The organism is Psychrobacter sp. ANT206, assembly GCF_056880555.1.
Genome location: NZ_CP096271.1, coordinates 2,050,408 through 2,070,511, shown reverse-complemented (window position 1 = coordinate 2,070,511; position 20,104 = coordinate 2,050,408). Strand labels below are relative to the sequence as shown.

Below are 20,104 nucleotides of genomic sequence, written 5' to 3'. Positions count from 1 at the left end.
CATGAACAGATAAGTCATCATATGTTGCTGCATCAATACTAAAAATACTTGAGGTTTTGAAAGCCACAAGGTAAGGTAAGCTCTGCAAACCACCAATCCCTAAGTTTTATTAGTCCCAAAATCCTATTTATTAAGGAGAATCGTGTAATGATGCGTATTATTTTGCTAGGTCCACCAGGCGCCGGTAAAGGTACCCAAGCTCAGTTTATTTCTAAAGAATATGATATTCCGCAGATCTCAACGGGTGATATGCTGCGTGCAGCAATCAAAGAAGGCACTGAGCTTGGCAAACAAGCCAAAGACGTGATGAACGCTGGTGGTTTGGTTTCTGATGATCTGATCATTAACCTCGTGCAAGAACGCATCGCTAAGCCTGATTGTGTTAACGGCTGTATTTTAGATGGTTTCCCGCGTACCATTCCACAAGCTCAAGCGCTTGCAGATGCCAACGTGACGATTGATCATGTAATTGAAATCAGTGTACCTGATGATGAAATCGTCAAGCGATTATCAGGTCGTCGCCAACATGCTGGCTCGGGTCGTGTATATCATATTGATCACAATCCACCAAAGCAAGAAGGCATTGATGATGTCACCGGTGAAGCGCTTATCCAACGTGAAGACGATAAAGAGTCAACCATTCGCGACCGCTTAGCTACGTATCATGAGCAAACATCAGCCCTCGTTGGCTTTTATCAGAACAAAGCTAAAGAAGGCGGCGATGCGCCTAAGTATGATAAGTTCGATGGTACCCAAGGTATTGATGACGTTAAGCAACAAATATTTTCTGCCCTAAAAGGCTAATATTTGTACTGACGCTAGAATATAGCGGATTAATCGAATAGTGTTATGAAAGACCCTGCCGCTAGTAATAGCAATCAGCAGGGTTTTTTAATGGGTCAAAAATAATGACCAATAGCAACATAAATTTAAATGATTAAAAATAAACTCTAAAAATTTCCATAAAAAAACCCCTTACTCATGATGAGTAAACGGCTTTTTTATTAAAACGTCTTACTGGTACAGCCAGTAGCGTTTAATTTAAAACTTAAGCGTTACCTTCAGCATCAACTTGTGCTTGCTGCTGACTTTGCGCAAAAGCTTGGTCAAAGTTAACTGGTGCAAGCAATAACTGCGGGAAGCTACCACGCGTTACGATATCGCTGATGACTTCACGAGCATATGGGAACAAAACGTTCGGGCAATAAGCACCTAGGATTTGACCAATCTGATCTTCTGGGATGTCTTTTAATAAGAAGATACCTGCTTGATGAACTTCCGCGATAAACGCCGCTTCTTCAGCATTTTTCGCAGTGACACTAACGGTCAATACAACCTGATAATGGTCATCGTCCAGTTTTTCGGCATTGCTAGATAGATTAATATCAAGCTCAGGGTTCCACTCTTTGGTGAATACGCCAGCGCCTGGGACTTCAAGTGACATGTCTTTGACATAAATACGTTCTAGTGCTAATTGCGGTTGTGCTTGTTCTTCAGCCATGATAATTCCTCTAAAAGTTAATCAAGTGATTGGGCAAACTGTTATTTTAGTAAAATAGCATTGTAATATAATTCGAGACAAAAGCTCGATATTTTTTATCAAAGCCCTTTATAGCTGTCCCTATCGTTACTTATATAAATGACTCACATATAGACTAGTAAAATAAATAAAGACAGCCAGAGTAGCAAGATAGTAAATTAACCCGCTAATAGCTCGTCAAGTTTGCCTTGTTGGTTCATTTGATTGAGCTCATCAAAGCCACCGACAAAGGTCTCACCGACGAAGATTTGTGGCACGGTACGATAGTTATTAGTCTTTTGCATTAAAGCACGGCGATCATCGCTGCTCATATCGTGCATGCCAATCTCTTCATAATCAACGCCTTTTGATTTCAGCAGTTGCTTAGCATTTGAGCAATATGGGCAGATAGGAGTAGTATAAACTTTAACAGATACAGTCATGATAAATCCTTATTTATAAATGTATAGAGCAATTGTTATCGGATAGGTTATAGGATGGAAAATAGTATTATAAAATTTGCCTATAGAGGCTGCAATCAAGTAAATCACAAGCCTATATTCTATTATGCTCACTATAAAGTGGGGATAGGCAGTATAAATTCAAGCCAAATAAATATAAAAGCGTCGTCAGTATCACAAATGCCACATAAAAAAAACACCCTATGAAAAGGTGTCTTTTTTATTCACTACCGATAGATAGTAAGTCATAGTTTAATAAAGCGCGCTATCAAACTACTTGTGCAAGCTCGGTTTTGCTTTGACTTTAGTCTTCGGCTTAGCATCCTTTATGCCAACAAGTGGCATTCCAGCAGCTTGCCAGCCACCAACACCGCCTTCTAAGCGATAGACGTTTTCTTTACCAATCATCTGAATGGCCGCACCTGCTTGTACGCCCATATCGCAGATAATAATTACTGGCTGTTCAATCGCACGAATTTCCTCAATGCGGTCTTTTAGCTCAGTAAATGGGATATTGCGACTGCCTTGGATATAACCGGTGACAAACTTCTTTTTGGCACGGATATCGATAAGCTGCGCATTTTGCGAGTTCACCATCATACCAAGGGTATTGGGTGAAATCTTTTTACCGCTACGTTTGTTTTCAATAGCAAAAAATAGCACGGCTAGTACGGCTAATATACCAAATAAAAACGGGTGGTTGCCCACAAATTCCAGCGCACGATCCAAACCATACCTCCAAAAAAATAAGTGTTCTATTACGCTGAGAAGACAGCCTAATGGATTGAACAAGGCGCTATTATACCGATTAGCCTATCCATAGTAAACGTGTGATGGTCATCATCGTGATTAACAGTGGATAAGAATTAATAAGGCTCAATAGGGCTTGGTATCTGCCTCTTCTCTTAGCGTCACGAGGTTTTCAACGCGTCGCTGCAATACTTTGCCATCAGCAACTGCTTCCCATAACGCGCAGCCTTTACTATTATGAGTATGGCGACAGTCGCGGAACTGACAATCACCAGATAATGGTGCAAGCTCAACAAAGCCAGCAATAATGTCATCAGGCGTCAAGTGCCAAATACCATACTCGCGAATACCAGGGGTATCGACGATGCCGCCTTGGGTCAAATCGGCTGGATTAAAGGGCAGTAAGCGACTGGTGGTGGTGGTATGTTGACCAAGTTTTGAGTTATCAGAGATAATATTGACGCTTTGTGCTGATTCAGGTAGCAGCGCATTGATCAAGCTGCTTTTACCGACGCCAGATTGCCCAGCAAAAATAACCAGCTTTTTATCTATATAGCGTTTTAGCTCGTCAAGTCCTTCCTGGTCATCGCTATCCGCGACGTTTTCAGGACAGTCAACTGAGGTCAAAACGCTCTCATAACCAAGTGCGGCATATTGCGCCAATAACTCATTGGTATCGACGCCTTTTTCTTGAGCCAATAAATCGGCTTTATTCAGCACTAATAAAGGCTTGACCCCAGCATGATGGCAAACGACTAAATAGCGATCTATAAGTGTCGGGGCGGCAGCAGGTAAGGGTGCAAATACGATCGCCAAAATATCGACATTGGCGGCGACAGGCTTGAGCTTATGATAACGGTCAGGGCGCGAAACTAGTGATGTACGCGGCTTGACTGATTCAATCCGACCAAATCCTGTATTAGAGTCAGCATTCCAGCGCACTTGATCACCTGCTGCTAGCATTGGTAGATTGGTACGTACGTGGCAGCGCCAAATATCACCGAGTGCCAACTCTTGCCAAAACGGCTCAGGGTCATCAGGTGCAACCTCAGGCTGCACAGGTATGAATGATGGTAAGCTGGTCACTTGCACTTCCAATTGCTTGCCATAATGCGCCATGACCACACCATCCATCAAACTGTCATCGATACTATCTTGACTTAATAATTGCTGCTTATCGATGCGCCGAATCTGTTGTTTCGTTAGTTTGCGTTGTCGGATTAATGCCATGGGTTGGTGACCTATTATAAAATATTGCTCAGTGTAGCGTGAAAATTTGCTAACATACAGCCTAAAGCGCCTGCACTGGGCAGAGATTTTGTAATATTTTAGTATTCATAAATTCTAAGTGAAATTCACAGCTGCCTAATTACAAATATTTTTTGCACTGAGATAGTTAGATAGGCGCATTATTTTATTCACATTGCTATTAAAGCATTGCTTGTAAGTTGTCTCAAACTTTATTGACCATAGGATATTTTATGACCACCGGCGACCATCCCAATAAAATTAAAATCAGAAACCAAGGCAAAAAAGGGCTGGTATGGATTGATTTAGAAATGACCGGACTTGATACTCTAAATGATGAGATTATCGAGATAGCGACTGTTGTCACCGATGAAGATTTGAATGTCCTTGCCGAAGGACCTGTCTTTGCGATTAAAGTATCAGATCAAAAGTTAAATGGCATGGATGACTGGAATACCAAGCAGCATGGGCAATCAGGGTTGGTTGACCGTGTACGCCGTAGTACGGTGACATTGGCTGAGGCGGAAGCTGAAACCATTAAATTTTTGAATAAATGGGTCGATAGTGGTAAGTCGCCAATGTGTGGCAATTCAATCTGCCAAGATCGCCGCTTTATGGCGCGTCAAATGCCTGAGCTTGAGCGGTTTTTTCATTATCGAAACCTTGATGTGTCGTCTATTAAAGAGCTCTGCTTCCGCTGGCGCCCTGATGTCCTCAAGAATTTTGAGAAAGGCGGCAGTCATTTAGCGTTAGATGATATTCGTGACTCAATTCGTGAGCTTAAGCACTATCGTCAGCATTTCTTTAAACTGATACCTTAAAATCGGCACCTTAGAAAAAAAGCTATCAAGAAAGCCTTCAGATGAATCAAGCGCTACGATTGGGCTAATTTGTTTGAAGGCTTTTTTGTATTAAATAATCCAAATTATAATCTAGAGGTGTTATTTGAGTCATGATTAATAAGGCTGTCTTAGTTTTTAACGCAGCCCATGCAACGCCAGTACCATGATTACCTACTATTGCAGTAGCAAATACCAAAGGTTTACCAAGCTTAGAGTCGACCGTTGCTATATCAATATCGACTATATCTATATTAAGGTGTTTTGCTAATATGCATCCTAGCGCGTAGGAACCACCTAGAGCTTTATAGGCATTAAGTCCAAAACGCTTTGATTCATCTTTTACTAAAGTTGATTTAACGCCGAGTTTAGTTGCCAGCAGTGGTAACGAGACCAAAGGTGTTGGTTGCTACCCATCAATTTAACAATGAAATGCATGAGCTGGCTTAGCAATTTTTACAGTGAATAGAGGTGAGTTCTGACCAGTATAAAAATTATTTTTAGCGACATTTAGTATAAGACTCTCTTCCATGAAAATTGACCACATCATGAGTATGTCATGTAAAAGGATAAGGATGGTCATCGTTTAATCACCGACTATTCAAATGGCGACTTTAATAATAGTAATTATTTATTATTGAAGATAGATAACGGAGGAGAGTAAGGAGCCAGTGAGCCACGGGAGGACAGAAGATTTAAAAGGCAGGGATTACCTATAATAGAGGTTTAGGTAAATAATAAACACAAAAAAACCTCAAACAATCTAATGTTTGAGGTTGAAACTTTTGTATTAAAACTAAGTTTTAAATATGGCGCAGCGGACGGGACTCGAACCCGCGACGTGACAGGCTAGACCCACTAAAATACTTAAAAAAACCTTAAGGTATATTATCCTATAACACTATATATAGCAATAGCTTAACTCATTACTGAACTACGATACTTAGCGCAATTTAAGAAACTTTATATTGGATATAACTTGAGTTTTGGTCACTAAAAATGTGTAAAAATTAAACATATAATAAAATTTAATGTGTAATATTTAAACATTAAATTTTCAATATTAATGTATTACCTGCCAATAATAGTAAGTAAGGAACATGTTTGCTCAGCAACTCTTAACCACAACTAATCGATGCCTAGGCAGTTATGAACCACCTAGGTATTGTCGAAGATTTAACATTCTTAGAGAGAACTACAGTGCAAATATAAGAGACAGTATATGCATGTGGAAGGCAGTTAAAGATCTAACTATTACGTCCTATAAAGCATTTTCATCACATGACAGGCAAATCTGGTTTTCACTAATATGATGTGAATATCTCACCTTTAAGGCAGACTCTATTAAGTACTTATACCATTGCCAATCGAGTTTGGTAACTAAAAATAATGAATCATGTTTAAAACACAAAGGCTTTGCTTTTTGAGCCTTCCCCATTATGAAGAATATACTAACGCTTTACACATTTTAGTAAAACCTAAAGAACTAGCTCTTGGCATTACTGCAAAGCTTAGAAAAGGAGATCAGTTTGGTGTGATAGCTCAGAATGAATCAACCCGCTTATAAGGTCCATCAGGCTATAGCTTAGATTAATGTAAACAAAGTCGAATGTTATTACACAGCTAAATTAATCAGATTAACGCTTCTAATTATCTTTGACTTTATTATGATTAATAACAGTGAATCGAGTCTTATCAATAAGCATTGAAAAATCTTTTTGACTAAAGTGACTTATTGGCAACTCACCTTCATTACCAAATATTTCGTTCCAGACAGTGCTACTATATTTGCTTTTCGCCCGTGATAACTCTCTAACTTCTGAATACATGACACCTGGTTTTGAGAGTGAGAGAATAGAAATTGCCCTAATATACTCCATATATATAAAGTCTATTACGTCTTGATCAAACTTATCTTTGATTCTTTTTTTAACTCTGTTTACCTGTTCATCAGTTTTATTTTTTGTATCATGGCCTTGAGATGTTGTATAACTTAAAATTATAGTATTCTCATTAGAAATATCATTTAGATCAAATATAGGGGAAAAACAGCCTCCGATGATTTCGTATGAACCATCTTTAAATATGACAGAAATATTATGAATAGGTATCTCAACTCTGCTGCCAAAGAAATTAGATATTTTTTTTAGGTAGGTACTCTTATTACTACTAATATAGGCTTTCATCAGTACTTGATGAAGCCTCCTAGCTAAAGGATGGAATTTTACGGTTGAGTTGCTATTTAAGCTAATCGTTTTAGCAGATAGTTTCATAATGTTAATCCTTGACTTGATTTTATCCTCTTGCCCATCACTATGAATACATAGTGACTAAATATTTGTATTGTCCTCACATTCCACTGCGTTATAGGCATAGTAGAGTTTGCTCTATTTTGAATTCTTGTAGCTTCAGTTTGACTAGCGAGTGATAACTCTACTCGGATCTGCCTTTGATTTTGATAAAAATTCTCTGCTCGCTCATTATCCATATTTCTTCTCTGCGAAATAGGTATATCTTTTAAAGCATTGTTCCAAGCATTCTGATCTTGTTTGGCAGCTTGCGCATAGTTGTAGTATTTCAGTCGAATATCTTTTTTGTAGATTAGTTTACGAATAATCTGAAGGTAGTTATAGAGATCTACCGCGCTATTGAATGTGATAAAATTTGTATTATATTGAGAATGAGTAAGTGTATGATATATAAATTGATGGATAGGTTTTTTGTCATCACTCTCTAGGTATAGGCTGCGAAATCTTTCCATCATTTGCATCATTATTTTTTTATCATCATCATACCTGTCCTTAATAGGTAATAAGCCTTTCTTATCATTTATATCAAATAATCTAGGATTGTCTTTTGTGGTTTGAAATTCTGAAGCATCTCTTAGTTGCTTTGCATTAGAATGCCATTTTTCGAAAGTTTCTTGACTGACATCATAGATATGCATAAGGTTCTCATAATCACCTTTCTGAGTGTAGGCTTCCAAGATTTGATATACTTCATCAAAAGAATACCTCTTAACCTTTGAAATTTCTTCATTACATATTTTGCTAAATATATTACTATGCATAGGTTGCAGAAGATAAGAAGGCTTATGCTTATTCATTAGATACTCATTTATTTCTAAATGCACACTCCCAGTTTCAAATCTTCGTCGTCTCGGTATTTTTAGTATCTGATTGTGCTTAAGAGACAGTTTGAAATTGGTCTGCGATAATAATAGTCCAACTTGAATGTCCGTAAAATGTACATATGACGAAAATGTTGTACTAGGAGTAGCGTGCCCTGCTATCCCTGCCAGAGCATATATTTTCTTGTATGCAAGATTGGTTTCGAAATGATTAATAATGCTAACAGCTTGGTCTGATTCGTAAGGTAGTAAGCTTTTTAAGAACTTTACACTTGGATGGTTATTGAATTGATGATCTTTATCATATAGAAATGACATCAATTGAAAGTTAGTTAGGCAACTATGACGCAAGTGATGTGTAGTGAGGTAACTTAGCCCAGTAACTTCCTTTATGAGACTACTGAGCATTTTTGATAGTGCTTGAGCTTTATATGGCAGCCCAGCTTGATTTGCGATGAGTGTTTGGGTCTTATAATCTGAACGTTTAATGTACACGCGTTTTATGAGTTTAACATCAGACTCTGTCAACAGTTGTGCCAGTAGGACACGGCGGCGGGCAGAGAGGCTCTTATTATTGCCAAATTTATTATTCCGAACCTCTAAATAGTTTTGGGTCTCTGCTACATCATGTATTCTTATTTTAACGATTTCACCAATCCTAAGACCACAACGATGACCTAATATGAGTGCTAAGCTTAGAGCTTGCTTTTCATCAACAGTCATAGTTAAGCCATTAATTTTGATGAGCAGAGCTTGAAACATATTTTCTGAGATATAACCCACTCTATGATGGGCTCTATCGCCAGTTGCTAATGGAGCTATAGACTCTACTTGATAGTGGTCAACTAGATACTGGTGTACCTCGTTAATCAGTGTTGCAACTTTATTCTTGGCTTTTTCGGTTTTACTAAGTTCAATCATTTCGTTATATAGAGCTACAAAATCTTCTTCTTGATAGTGCTTTAAGTCTACATCTTGTGTAAGTGCCAGCCAGCGATTAGTAACTCTATTACTATAGGTCTGGATGCTACTTACTTCACAGTTAGATGTTTTTGATAGAAGCCAGCCAACGATCGCTTTTTCATTTAATGGATAATGATTACTTTCTAGTTTTTTATTGAGATGCTCTAACTGTTCAACAAATGTCTTTTTAGCAACTTTTGCATTCTCATCCCTTTTAAATAATTTAGCAATCTCAACTGCCAATTGATGGTTTTTCTCTTTAGAACTACTATTGGATACACTAGATATTCTGCTATTCAGCTCTTCTTTTTGATCGCTTGTATGGTGTTGAATATCATAAATAATGGACTGCCAATTAGATGTTGCTAAACTATAAGTATCTTCCTCTCCAATAACTATGTACCAAGTATGCTCTGAGAGATTAAAATAAAAATAATTCTCAAGAACATAAATTGCGCCCATTAAAAAACGTTTCAAACCAAACTCTACATCATTACCTTGGTTTGCTTGTGTTAGTTGTATGCTTTGATACCGTTTGTATATCGTGAGATTTCTATCACGATTAATAACGTTATTTTTCTGCTCTTTGATATATGACAGAATAAGATGAGCTGACAGTGGAGAAATAAAGACCTGTGCTTGATGTACTGCTTTTGACGCTTTATAAGTATTTGTGTGATAAGACTCATCATTGACAATCACAGTGATAGTTGGTAAACCTGAAATTTGTTCAATTTTTAAACGTTTCTCAATGACTTGATCTAATATCTCCTGTAGTACAGGAGCCTTTAGGATTGCACTGTGAAAGATTAGAGTAAATAAGATATCACTTATAGTTATATCAACCGTTTTTTTAGTTTCTAAACCTTTAACCCAGTTTAGATAAAAATCTAATACGCGCTTGCCGTCATTGAACCATTTTTGTGTACGAAAAGATTTGGCACGAGAGGATTGAATGATAAGCTTAGGAAAGCCTATATCAATATTTGCATTCTCTACTTGATTTTGACAGTATTTTACAGCGTGATTATATGCGGTAGAATATTTTTTAACATCTTGAAAATGTTTATTAGCGGATAAATTAGTATCAAATTTTACCCACATCGAGTTAAACGATCTCTGTTGGTCTTCAGATGCTGAAATTTCTGTTAGGTCGATGTGTTTGTCTATTAGTTTATAAGCTAACGAAAAATTCTTTTCTTCTAGTTTGTCTCGTTTTCCTTTACGTATTTGAATACCAGATTTTTGACGTGCCATCTTTAGTGCTCCAATTGAATGGCTATAAAGCCAATATCTCTGATGATTCCATCTAGTATATTCGCAAACTCTCTAAGTTCAGATCGTTTCAAACCGCTGAAACGGTCATAGAAACTGAATCCTAGTTCATCAGAATGTCCCATCCAAGCACTAATAACGTCATACCCAATTGGTCTTTCATTGAAGACTGAGCTGTATGAATATTTACCGATGTCTATATTTTTGAGTGAGCGTATAAAGTGTCTATGCCAATTAAGAGGTAGCGATATATATTGTGACATGCGCTCTTTTATGAATACTTTATTTAGCTTCACCTGAATAACTGTATTAGTTATCTCATCTAATTTTAAATAACTTATCAGTCCAATATGGCTATTCAAAATATCCATGTATATTTGACCAATATTACTTCCTAACTTATTAAAAAGAATGCCATTATTTTTAATGAAATTTTTATACTCGTTGATTTGCTGGCATACGGTATGTGGAAGATAGATGAGTCTACCAATAGTGTCAGCTTGCACTTCCTTATCGCTAATAAAATAGACTCCAGTTCTGGTATCTATATCTGACAACCTGCCAAATGGCTCAGTAACAGGTCGATAGCCACTTGCAATAGACATCAAAATATATAGATAATCTATAAAGCTGTTATGTAGATAAACCAATGAACCCAAGTTATTTAACTTTAAATCTGCAGTAGCAGCTTCTACTTTTTGTCTTAGTTTAACCACGATCTCTTTTAGTCTAAATTCATTAACCGCTAATGCACTTCCGATAGTCTTACCCCAATAAGCTGTTGATTTTTCATCAGGTAGTTCAAAAAGCATATATAGTTTAGTTTCAGTTTGCTTCGGACCATATTTATCTTCAAGTAGTCCTATCAAGTGATCCATGTAATCTCGTTGACATCTAAATAAATCATATTGACTGACATTATAATAAGGTAGTGCCGAGAGATGATGAACGGCACAGTTAGTCAATACTTCTATAAGCGCTTTATCTATGTTTTTTTGAGCTAAATAGTGAGGCAAATAGTTTCTAATCTTATTTATGCTCAGTCTTATCCCAAACTCTTTATTGAGTTTACGGAGATCCTCTTTTGCTTCTTCATGAATAGAATCTCTCATTTTATCATCAGTACTTTCAATCATTTCAATATGCATCGCACCTAACGAGGACGGCATGAAAAGATACAGTCTGTCTGGCTTATTCAATTTATGGGTACATAACGATTTATCCCAGTCATCATCGATATGGCTACGTGCTGGACAAAATGTGAGTTGGTAGCGATAGCCGTTAGATCCAAGATGTAACTGTTCGGAAGTATATATGTCATGAATACCGGTCAATAAAAGCATATATAGATATAATGCGGATTGATCAGCTATATCGAATTTAAGCTTTCCTTCTTCGTATTCATGCTCATATTTGTACTCTTTATCAATAGATAAAAAATCAAGTCTACTTAGTTTGCTAGCTATATATTCGACCAATCTTTTTATTTCATCTTCATGCGCTGTATTAACATCAGTGACCTGATTCATAGCTTTTTTCCGACGACTGTTTGATTGACCCTCTGCTTTTACCAGATCTAAATAATAGTTACTTGGGTTATTTATAGTTACTTGTTCAAAGGATTCCTGCTCATTATCTTGGCGTTCACCAGCTTCAAAAGCATCTGTATTACTTGTAACTTCAGAGATGTTTGCTAGATCATTGATTATATTACCTGTCGTGTCGTCATAATATGAGGGACCCCTAACAATCTGATAAGGGATGCTAGTTACTCGAGTAATACCAGAATCATTTTTGAAGTAGTTTTCAATCGGTAGGATATATTCGTAAATATATTGGGCTATACGCTCATTAATATCATTTCTAGCATCGCTGGAAGGAAATAATGTATTTTTATTCAGCAACTTGCTTTTATATCTTTTTATTTCTGACTCAAAGGTATCAGGAGAGCTATTAAACCATCTGGTATAGTTATCGCTTTCTTGAGCTTCAATAAGATTTTCCTGCACATCTTCCAAGCTATCCATTTCTGTTAAGTCCGGTAAGAAAGGAATCAGAAATTCACGGGTTTTATTGGTTAAAAATCTGCATTCATCAAGTGTCGTCTCAACTCGACTGTCATAATCCGTTAGCTCAACCATCCTTAGACACAAGAAAAAATAAAGAGCACGAATATTATTTACCTTAGATGAGTCTGCTCGATGGACTAAAAAGGTAATAAGATAAAGATCTTTCAGATAAAGACGACGCTCTTTAAATTTTTCTAAAAACACTTTATGATCGATACCTTTTTCATATGTTTGTGACTTCTTTAACTCCACTAGAGAGCCTTCAACCTCTACTGTTTCTATCCACTCAGCCAATGATTGATATTCATTGTTTAACTCTAATCTAAATTGTTCAGGCAAAGTATCTTTTAAAAACTCTAGCTCAATTATTAAGCTTGCTACCTCTCCAATATTGGCAAAATCAAGGATATTAACCTTTAACCAATTCTTAATATTATTAGAGATATTATTTTTATCAGCCATTATTCTATAACCATTACGAACTCTTTCCTTAACTGTAGCTCCATTTATATAAAGCATCCAGCGATAAAACTGAAAAAAGACATCTAGTTGGATGTCTTTTTGTTAAGTATAGGCTTTTTCATACGTTTTGTAGTATTCCCCGTGCTATCAGTAGCTTATCTAAAGCACTTCCGTCTTGACGAGTTAGATTTGGTACATATCGCGAATACACTGTGAATAGCATTTTAGTGTTGCTATGGCCCATTTGCGCAGCAATCCACTCAGGCGACTCACCAGCAGCGAGCCAGAGCGTTGCAGCCGTATGTCTACTTTGGTAAGGATTACGTTTATCAAGCTCTAGATATCGTAGTAACGGATACCAAACTCGCTTTGTTACATTACGATGATTCAAAGGAGTACCTGCTTTTGTACAGAAAACGAACTCACTTTGATGTTTAGTTAGGCTCTGCTGTTCAATCAACGCATCATGAACCAGTTGGTTCATCTGGATGATACGATTTGAGCCTATAGTTTTAGTCTCACCTATAACACCGTTAACGACTGCTTGATCAACGATGATTTGTCGCCGCTCAAAATCTATATTCTTCCAAGGTAAGCCATCAATCTCACCTGTACGCATACCTGTAAAAAATCGTACGATATAGTAAGGCTTATAATCTGCTCTCACGTTATTGATAATGAGCATGACCTCATCTAGATCAAAAGGACTGACATTACTTTTAGGCTCACTGAGTGGTTTTATATTCTTCCAAGGACTGTCAAAATCAAAACGCTCAGAGGCTTCGGTCAGCACCATACGTAATGGCGTCATGACATGATTAATGCGAGACGCTGATAAAGTTCGTCCGTTATTACCATCTTTGACTAACCTGCCTCGAAAAGTCATGATTTTGGCTTTGCTAATGGTATTTAGCGGTAAATTGCTAAAATGAGGAATGAGATAAATTCTAAATATATCTTCCACATTACTTATTTGAGAGTCCCGCCATTCTGGCTTTTTCTCCTCTAACCAAACTTTGCTAAAACTATCAAAGCTTGAGCTTGAGTCCTTATGACTACTCCTTGACCTCATAAGCTCTAAGCTTTGAAACTGCTCAAGCTTTTTACTTTGCGGAAAATAGTTTTCATATCGAAAACTACCTAATTGCATATCAGCTTCCATTTTTCTAACGAAATTTTCTAGACGCTTTCGATTAGGCTTAGTGTCTGCCAGCAAGGTTTGCTCTCTACAACGTTGACCTACGTATCGGAAATCTATATATAGGTTGCCATTACGGCTATTGATACTCGCCATGATTATGCTCCCGCTGCAAATGGAATGTTATCGTCGTAGCCTGTCAGCATTAACTCTTCAATCTTTTGCCATATGAAAAGGATTTTTCTACCTCCAAATGGTTTGATGTAATGAACGCCCTCAATGAATACCGCATCCTTAAGTTGATTGCGTATTGTCTTGCTGTCATATTTAATACGTTGTGACAGCTCTTCGGTTGTTAAATAGGTATAACTCATAGTAAAATCCTTACTAAAGATTAAAGTGTTATTATCTAATAGCTTTATAACCTGCTATAGAACATAATTTACACTAAAAATCATCTTTTGCAAGACATTTTTATCTACAGTAGGTTATTTTATTATGGAGGAGGTTATGGTGAAGTGTAATTTATCTAGAATTATGGGCGAAAAAAGACTTAAGATTGCCGATGTGTCTAGAGATACAGATGTCAACAGAGGCACAATCACACGTATGTATAACGAAGAAGCGACCAGAGTGGATCTAGAGGTAGTAGAAAAGCTATGCTTATATTTGGATATTGAAGTGGGTGACCTTTATGAGATAGTTAAGGAAGAAGAATAAACTTTCCTCCTTTTAAAATTCAAGATAGTGCTGCGCTTATCAGTTATTACACCAAATAATACGCAGCAATATAGTTTCTCAAATGAGTTAAATATTCTATTAAGTAACAAAAAGCTCTATAGAAGGTTATTTTAAGTTGTAGTAGCTCAAAATGTATGTATAATTTAATCTGTAGAAAGTCATTACGACCAATATAAAGAAATATTAATCTACAGGAGATTATACATGAACACATTTATTAAACCGCCGCATGCTTCAATTTGGCTAAGCGCTGAAGCGATATCGCTATCTACCAAACTTATGGTAAACCTGCAAATACAACAGGGTTCACAGTTAGCAAAGATGCTAGGCGTCAATCCGATATTTTATAATGATGAAGCGGTTAGGATATGGGTGCAACGAGAGCTAAATGAAGGATTAGCGCTGAATCGTTATACATTAACGAATCTTGAGACCAAATTTTTGACCATTATGAATCACTACGATGTCCCTTATTCGTTGTGATTAACGTTAATTATTTGGTTTGGAGATAACCATGAGCTTAAAACTTATTTTTAGCGCTAATACAGATCAGTCCGACATACAATTATGTGAAGACTATTGGGCATACGGGCATGATGGGCGATATGTAGAGCATATAGAAGTACTCTGTAGACAATACCATATCGATTATCATATTTTGTTTGGCGTATTAGCGGAGTGTCAGGCTTACTTGGATGATATACACTGTGAGTACTGTGGACGCCCATATCAACTTGATGTACCAGCGGATATACCTTATATCAGAAAACAGTCATCTTGGTTCTGCGAATCATGTATTAGTTTTTCTGGCGGGCAGCTTACAGTTGGCAGATGATAATTTAAAGATTACTTAATAACCAGATTGCTAATGCTCTCTGGTTTTTTTGCAAATGTGATTTTCTTATGAATATACGGAAATAATTGTAAAGCTCAAAGTTTAATTTTTCTCTGATTAATGATTAAACTTTACTAGATATTTTAGATTCATTTCTAACTGTTCATGAACTAAGGCAACAGGGATTTGCCACAATTCAGATAACTGCTTAGTAGCAATATCACTATCCCATGGCATTAGAGACTTTCTATTATATTTTGCAAACGGGCCATCAGTTTCAGTAAGAATCCGATCTTTTGGCATCATTGATACCAAAGCTTGCCCTTTTTTAGTATTAAGCATTGCAGGACCAACGGTGAACCAACAACCCATATTAATCGCTCTTTTAAGCTGTCCTTGAGTACCTGTAAACCAGTGAAGTAAAGGAATGCCATCAATGCTTTTTAACTCATCTAGAACTTCAGAGGCACTCTTTATACTATGAATACTCATAATCCGACCACCAGAATTGTGCGAACTCTTTAGGATATGGCGAAAAACTTTCAACTGAATGTCCCAATGCTTTTTGAAGTTAGTTCCTCCATCAAGACCAATCTCACCGATATACTTAGTTTCAGGTAGTAGAGCATCGAAAAGCTCAATTTCGTGTGCTCGATGATGAGCAAGTTGGGGATGTAGCCCCAAAGCTGTTCTAATACGAGAACTGCCATGTGCTAATAATTTGGTTCCTTCCCATGCTTTGGGAGTCGTAGTTACTGATAATAAATATATGCCTTTATCGTCACATTCTTTAGCTACTTCAAATGGGTTTTGATATAGATCCAAATGACAATGCATATCTATCTTCATAAAATACCTTCTGATTCGAAATATAGCTTAACTTCATTAAGACCTTGAGTAAACACAGTCTTATAATCTGCTAGCTCGTTTTCAGGTAAAGGCCCACTATTTAGAACCCAAGTGCTAATATTCTTACGCTCTTTTTGTGCTACAGCAATTAACATCGCCATAACATCATCCCGATGGTCAGGATCAGATAGTGCATTAGTAAGTGTTTTAAAATAAGTTATATTTTCTTGAATACCTCCTGTGTGCAGAGATGCTTTACGAATAATACAAGGCACACAAGTTCCACACTGTTGATTCTTACGTTTCCAATGGCTACAAGAGACTGTTTTATTTACTAAGTTTGCAAGTAGTGTTCTATCTTGACATTCCAAAACCATTTGACCCTTAGTTTTGAACTGATAGGGGTTAATGATAGTACATTCAATACCAACTTGATCAAAAATACTCTGAATACTTTTAATAAAGTGAGGATGGGTTGTTCTTGTACTTAACGTACCAATACGTCTAGGTGTAAGAGGCGCATTTAGGGAAATAAACCCATTTTCAGGTACGTATAAATCAACATTCTGTAAACTGTTACTTTGCTGTAGAGCGCTTGCTCCCACAACTGCAAAAGCTAAAAAGTTTATACTGCGAGTGCGCATCGTTATATCTGTTTCACCATTGGCACTAAGAGGATATGCGTTTACTTCAAAACGTGAGTACTCGCCCGACAGAATTTGGTTTATGTCTTCTTGATGAGATTTATCGCCTTTATAAGCATGACTAACTAACAACGGCTTATTCCCATCACTGAGTAAATCTATTACCCCAATAGCTGAATCTAATCCTCCTGAGAATAAACTTACGCAGTCAAGTCCATCTAGTTTAACCAGCTTAAATCTTTTACCATGGGGAATAGGAGGTTCATAGCCACCTCCTGTAAGATTTACACTCCACATATCTCCACTTAAAAAATGTAAGGCTCTCTCTAAATCCTCTTTTAGATGTATCCAATTTTCTGGCTCACAAAGCGGAATTGTGAGTGAGAGCTGCCGTGTCCATCCGTCTGCACTTTCTGACCGTAATACAAACGTATCAGCAGCAGTAACAGCTAAGGCAATTGATAAAAAATCTATTGCCTTATTACTTATTTGAACACCTAGGCGCTGAATTTTGTCAATAATTGGATTGCCTATTACACCAATATCACTACGAGAATGCTTTCCATCAATTCCGTATAATTGAACAGGTATTAGTGAGTCGTTAGCTATAGGGAGTTGATGCCAATCATGATGAAACACTAATTCTGTCATACGTAATTCTCCCATTCAGTCCAAACATCTTTAATTGTTTGTCTTTGAATATCTTTTATTTGAGCTTGGCTAATTGACTGAATATTGCTTGGAAATTTATTAGCCATATGCAAATCTACAGTTACACAAACTAAATCATTAAGCATATTCTCCATGTTAATAGCTTGGGTAGGAGTCTCTGCTTTATCAAACGCTTTGTTTGAGTCCATCATCATTTGTAAAAATATAACTTCCGAGAGATAATTGATCATAGTATGGATGATGATATCATCAGTAATACTCAAAGGATCAAAGGTTTCAATACCCTCTAAAGCTTCTGCTAAAGCCTGATTCATAGCAGATCTAATTTTTTCAGAATCACCATCGTCTGTTAAAAGTGCTTGAGTAATAATTGATATAGCAGTATCACAAGGAAGCCCAGTCAAACCATTCAAGTCGACTATCGAATCGGTTGTTCCACCTCCTCCAATGAGTAATCCAAAAAGTTGTGTACCAGCCTGAGTTGCGCTGCCCATGCGTCTTACTGCCGTTTCATTACGTCCATTAGATTTTCTTGCGTAATGTCCTATCGCTATTCTTAAGTCAGAACGACTTCCATTGGAAACTGCTCTACCTAAGGCTTGTCTGTATCCAACATATCGACGATCTGATGGTTCAGGAAGAATTTGGTCAGGACTATCATCAGCCCAAGAAGGTACTAGTGGTGAGTTGCCGCTTGGACCTGGACTAGATTGTGAAGTTCCCATTATTATTCCTTATACCAAGATTGACTTTTCAACATCATGTTCATCCAAGGCGGATTTTCATTTAGCCCATTTAAATATCTAACAAAAACTTTTGCAGCTTCTGAAGAGTATTCTGCAAGTATAAAAGCTCCTGCGAATCCTTCTGGCTGCGCATTCCAATCAGAAACATTTCTTAAATGACTAATAAGGCCTTCCATAACGGGAACCTGCTCTTCTATTACAAGCTCTTCTAGACTTTTCTTAGCAGCTGGAGATGATACTTTCTTAGTCTTACTTAAAGATTCTAATGCGACTCTACCTATTGGAGACAAACCAGTTACATAACTACCTAGTGGTATAGTCTCACGAGATAAATAAATTGCTGGTCTTAGATCGATTTCACTTAGCTTAGGCTCAAGTAAACACCACTCGTTAATGAAATCGCGTCGTTGATTTAGTGACTCTGGTAGAGATACTGATTCATTTTTGTCTTCTAAAGCTTTAAGAAAATTAGGTTTACCTTTCTCTTTATCAATTGCACTATAGAATTCCTTAGTTGCAGCTGCTCCAGCACATCTTTCGAATATTACTAGTTTAGTAATAATAGCTTCGTTAATCGGCATGTCACGCCGCTGCGCAGTTTTAACACGCATTTTTATTACATTTAGCAATCTTTTTACAGTTCTTGGGTTTCCATGAATAATTGGTGAGTTAGCTAATATTGGAGCAATACGGTCTGCTCGTTCAAATGATTTTTCTAACTCGTTATCCTCAGTAAATCCGAGCAGAGCTAATGCATCATTTCTAGTGATAGGATCATCTTTCCAAGACTGTTGTAGAGCAGCTTCTAATCCCTGTCTAAGATTACTTAGTTCAGTAGAGTCGATTCCAGCTTCAATAGCATATAGCATAAATAAGTAAGAACGAATCTCTCTCATACCAGCTTTGGGCACGCGGATAGGCACTTGAATGAGTTTATCTATGTAATCAAGCTGGTGTCTATCTGAACTGCCTTTGAAATGCTCAGCAACTGAAGATTTAATCATTTCTTCATCAGCAGCAATTATAAAAGCTGTGTTTTTAAGGAACAAAAACAATCGAATAGCTTCAAGTGTGTGGATTGCATTAGCAGGCAAACAGCGATCTAAATTATCAATAATAATAACAACAGGCTTATTCAATGCATCTAATATTTCTTCATATTCTGTTCTAAAAGCATGGATTTGTTGAGGAGGAGTTTTAGCTTCTTTAGGTTTTATCGTTTTATCAAACTCATTTTTCACATCCGCTACTACAGCACGACCTTCTGTATACTCATCCTCGTCTTGAACTCCATCGGTTGCATTACCAATAGCATTAACTCCTCTCGCAAGAAGTCCTGCTGTAGGAACACCAGCAAATAGTGCAGCACCTTCTGCAGCTAGCCCTAATACTCTAAAAATATTCACTCGCTTAAGTAAACCTTTACCTTTCTCTACTAAGTCTTTATCTCCTTCAGCTTCTTCTAAAAGTCTTGTAGCTATTACTTCTAGAAGGGCGGCTCTTGCATCATCGAAACCTTGATAAAGCCATGCATCAAAATTTATTACGATATAATCCTGCTCGTCATCTTCAAGTTTAGTTTCAATAAGCTTGAGAAGCGAAGACTTTCCCGCTCCCCAGTTACCGAAAATTCCAATTGAAATAGGAAGCATATTTTTAGCAGATAAAATATCAACTGCAAGATCCGATACTTCACCAAAATTAAGATAATCTTCACTTGATTCAACGTCAGACCACATATTTTTTATCTCATTTATATAATT

18 protein-coding genes are annotated in these 20,104 nt (G+C 37.1%); 4 read left to right on the top strand and 14 right to left on the bottom strand.

Annotation, left to right across the window (positions count from 1 at the left end; genetic code table 11):
• Positions 1 to 150: 150 nt before the first annotated feature.
• The gene (gene adk / locus M0221_RS08555; RefSeq protein ID WP_187289141.1) at positions 151 to 804 is read left to right on the top strand and encodes an adenylate kinase; all 654 of its coding nucleotides are present in this window, start codon (positions 151 to 153) and stop codon (positions 802 to 804) included.
• 244 nt (positions 805 to 1,048) lie between these two features.
• Here the strand turns inward: adk and secB are convergent, their stop codons facing one another.
• The 4 genes from secB to rsgA form a co-directional block, all read right to left on the bottom strand.
• A complete protein-coding gene (secB, locus tag M0221_RS08550; protein WP_011514062.1) occupies positions 1,049 to 1,501 on the bottom strand; it encodes a protein-export chaperone SecB in 453 nt (150 codons plus the stop codon).
• A 197-nt stretch (positions 1,502 to 1,698) separates the two neighbouring features.
• The gene (gene grxC, locus M0221_RS08545) at positions 1,699 to 1,962 is read right to left on the bottom strand and encodes a glutaredoxin 3 (RefSeq protein ID WP_011280820.1); all 264 of its coding nucleotides are present in this window, start codon (positions 1,960 to 1,962) and stop codon (positions 1,699 to 1,701) included.
• 291 nt (positions 1,963 to 2,253) lie between these two features.
• The gene (locus M0221_RS08540; protein ID WP_149409625.1) at positions 2,254 to 2,709 is read right to left on the bottom strand and encodes a rhodanese-like domain-containing protein; all 456 of its coding nucleotides are present in this window, start codon (positions 2,707 to 2,709) and stop codon (positions 2,254 to 2,256) included.
• Positions 2,710 to 2,856: 147 nt separating this feature from the next.
• On the bottom strand, positions 2,857 to 3,960 hold the full coding sequence (gene rsgA, locus M0221_RS08535; protein WP_483283553.1) for a ribosome small subunit-dependent GTPase A: 1,104 nt from the start codon (positions 3,958 to 3,960) through the stop codon (positions 2,857 to 2,859).
• A gap of 251 nt (positions 3,961 to 4,211) precedes the next feature.
• Here rsgA and orn point away from each other — a divergent pair, with 251 nt between their 5' ends.
• Positions 4,212 to 4,799 (top strand): oligoribonuclease, encoded by a 588-nt coding sequence (gene orn / locus M0221_RS08530; protein WP_011514059.1) that lies wholly within the window; start codon positions 4,212 to 4,214, stop codon positions 4,797 to 4,799.
• 64 nt (positions 4,800 to 4,863) lie between these two features.
• Here orn and M0221_RS08525 read toward each other — a convergent pair whose 3' ends face one another.
• From M0221_RS08525 to M0221_RS08500, 6 genes are all read right to left on the bottom strand, one after another.
• Positions 4,864 to 5,214, bottom strand: coding sequence for a PALP domain-containing protein (locus M0221_RS08525; RefSeq protein WP_011514058.1), 351 nt, complete (start codon positions 5,212 to 5,214; stop codon positions 4,864 to 4,866).
• 1,249 nt (positions 5,215 to 6,463) lie between these two features.
• Positions 6,464 to 7,090: a hypothetical protein gene (locus M0221_RS08520; RefSeq protein WP_483283552.1), complete on the bottom strand. Its 627-nt coding sequence runs from the start codon at positions 7,088 to 7,090 to the stop codon at positions 6,464 to 6,466.
• Positions 7,087 to 10,167, bottom strand: a complete 3,081-nt coding sequence (locus M0221_RS08515) for a tyrosine-type recombinase/integrase (RefSeq protein WP_483283551.1) — start codon at positions 10,165 to 10,167, stop codon at positions 7,087 to 7,089. The genes M0221_RS08520 and M0221_RS08515 overlap by 4 nt, the downstream gene beginning before the upstream one ends.
• A 2-nt stretch (positions 10,168 to 10,169) precedes the next feature.
• A complete protein-coding gene (locus M0221_RS08510) occupies positions 10,170 to 12,716 on the bottom strand; it encodes a hypothetical protein (RefSeq protein WP_483283550.1) in 2,547 nt (848 codons plus the stop codon).
• A gap of 118 nt (positions 12,717 to 12,834) precedes the next feature.
• On the bottom strand, positions 12,835 to 14,010 hold the full coding sequence (locus M0221_RS08505) for an Arm DNA-binding domain-containing protein (RefSeq protein WP_483283549.1): 1,176 nt from the start codon (positions 14,008 to 14,010) through the stop codon (positions 12,835 to 12,837).
• A gap of 2 nt (positions 14,011 to 14,012) precedes the next feature.
• Positions 14,013 to 14,228 carry a hypothetical protein gene (locus tag M0221_RS08500; RefSeq protein ID WP_021813684.1) on the bottom strand — a complete coding sequence of 72 codons (216 nt, stop codon included), beginning with the start codon at positions 14,226 to 14,228 and terminating at the stop codon, positions 14,013 to 14,015.
• 136 nt (positions 14,229 to 14,364) lie between these two features.
• Here M0221_RS08500 and M0221_RS08495 point away from each other — a divergent pair, with 136 nt between their 5' ends.
• Positions 14,365 to 14,574 carry a helix-turn-helix domain-containing protein gene (locus M0221_RS08495; protein WP_045445187.1) on the top strand — a complete coding sequence of 70 codons (210 nt, stop codon included), beginning with the start codon at positions 14,365 to 14,367 and terminating at the stop codon, positions 14,572 to 14,574.
• A gap of 225 nt (positions 14,575 to 14,799) precedes the next feature.
• Entirely contained in the window at positions 14,800 to 15,078 is a 279-nt protein-coding gene (locus tag M0221_RS08490; RefSeq protein ID WP_483283548.1) for a hypothetical protein, read from the top strand.
• Between the two features lie 469 nt (positions 15,079 to 15,547).
• On the opposite strand, the gene qatD is transcribed toward M0221_RS08490, so the two are convergent.
• From qatD to M0221_RS08470, 4 genes are read right to left on the bottom strand one after another with little or no spacing between them, the layout of a single operon-like run.
• Entirely contained in the window at positions 15,548 to 16,279 is a 732-nt protein-coding gene (gene qatD / locus M0221_RS08485) for a Qat anti-phage system TatD family nuclease QatD (protein WP_483283547.1), read from the bottom strand.
• Positions 16,276 to 17,574 (bottom strand): Qat anti-phage system QueC-like protein QatC, encoded by a 1,299-nt coding sequence (gene qatC / locus M0221_RS08480; protein ID WP_483283546.1) that lies wholly within the window; start codon positions 17,572 to 17,574, stop codon positions 16,276 to 16,278. The genes qatD and qatC overlap by 4 nt, the downstream gene beginning before the upstream one ends.
• A complete protein-coding gene (locus tag M0221_RS08475) occupies positions 17,571 to 18,320 on the bottom strand; it encodes a hypothetical protein (RefSeq protein ID WP_483283545.1) in 750 nt (249 codons plus the stop codon). Before M0221_RS08475 ends, qatC begins: the two co-directional genes overlap by 4 nt.
• 2 nt (positions 18,321 to 18,322) lie before the next feature.
• Positions 18,323 to 20,080 carry a KAP family P-loop NTPase fold protein gene (locus M0221_RS08470; RefSeq protein WP_483283544.1) on the bottom strand — a complete coding sequence of 586 codons (1,758 nt, stop codon included), beginning with the start codon at positions 20,078 to 20,080 and terminating at the stop codon, positions 18,323 to 18,325.
• Positions 20,081 to 20,104 lie beyond the last annotated feature (24 nt).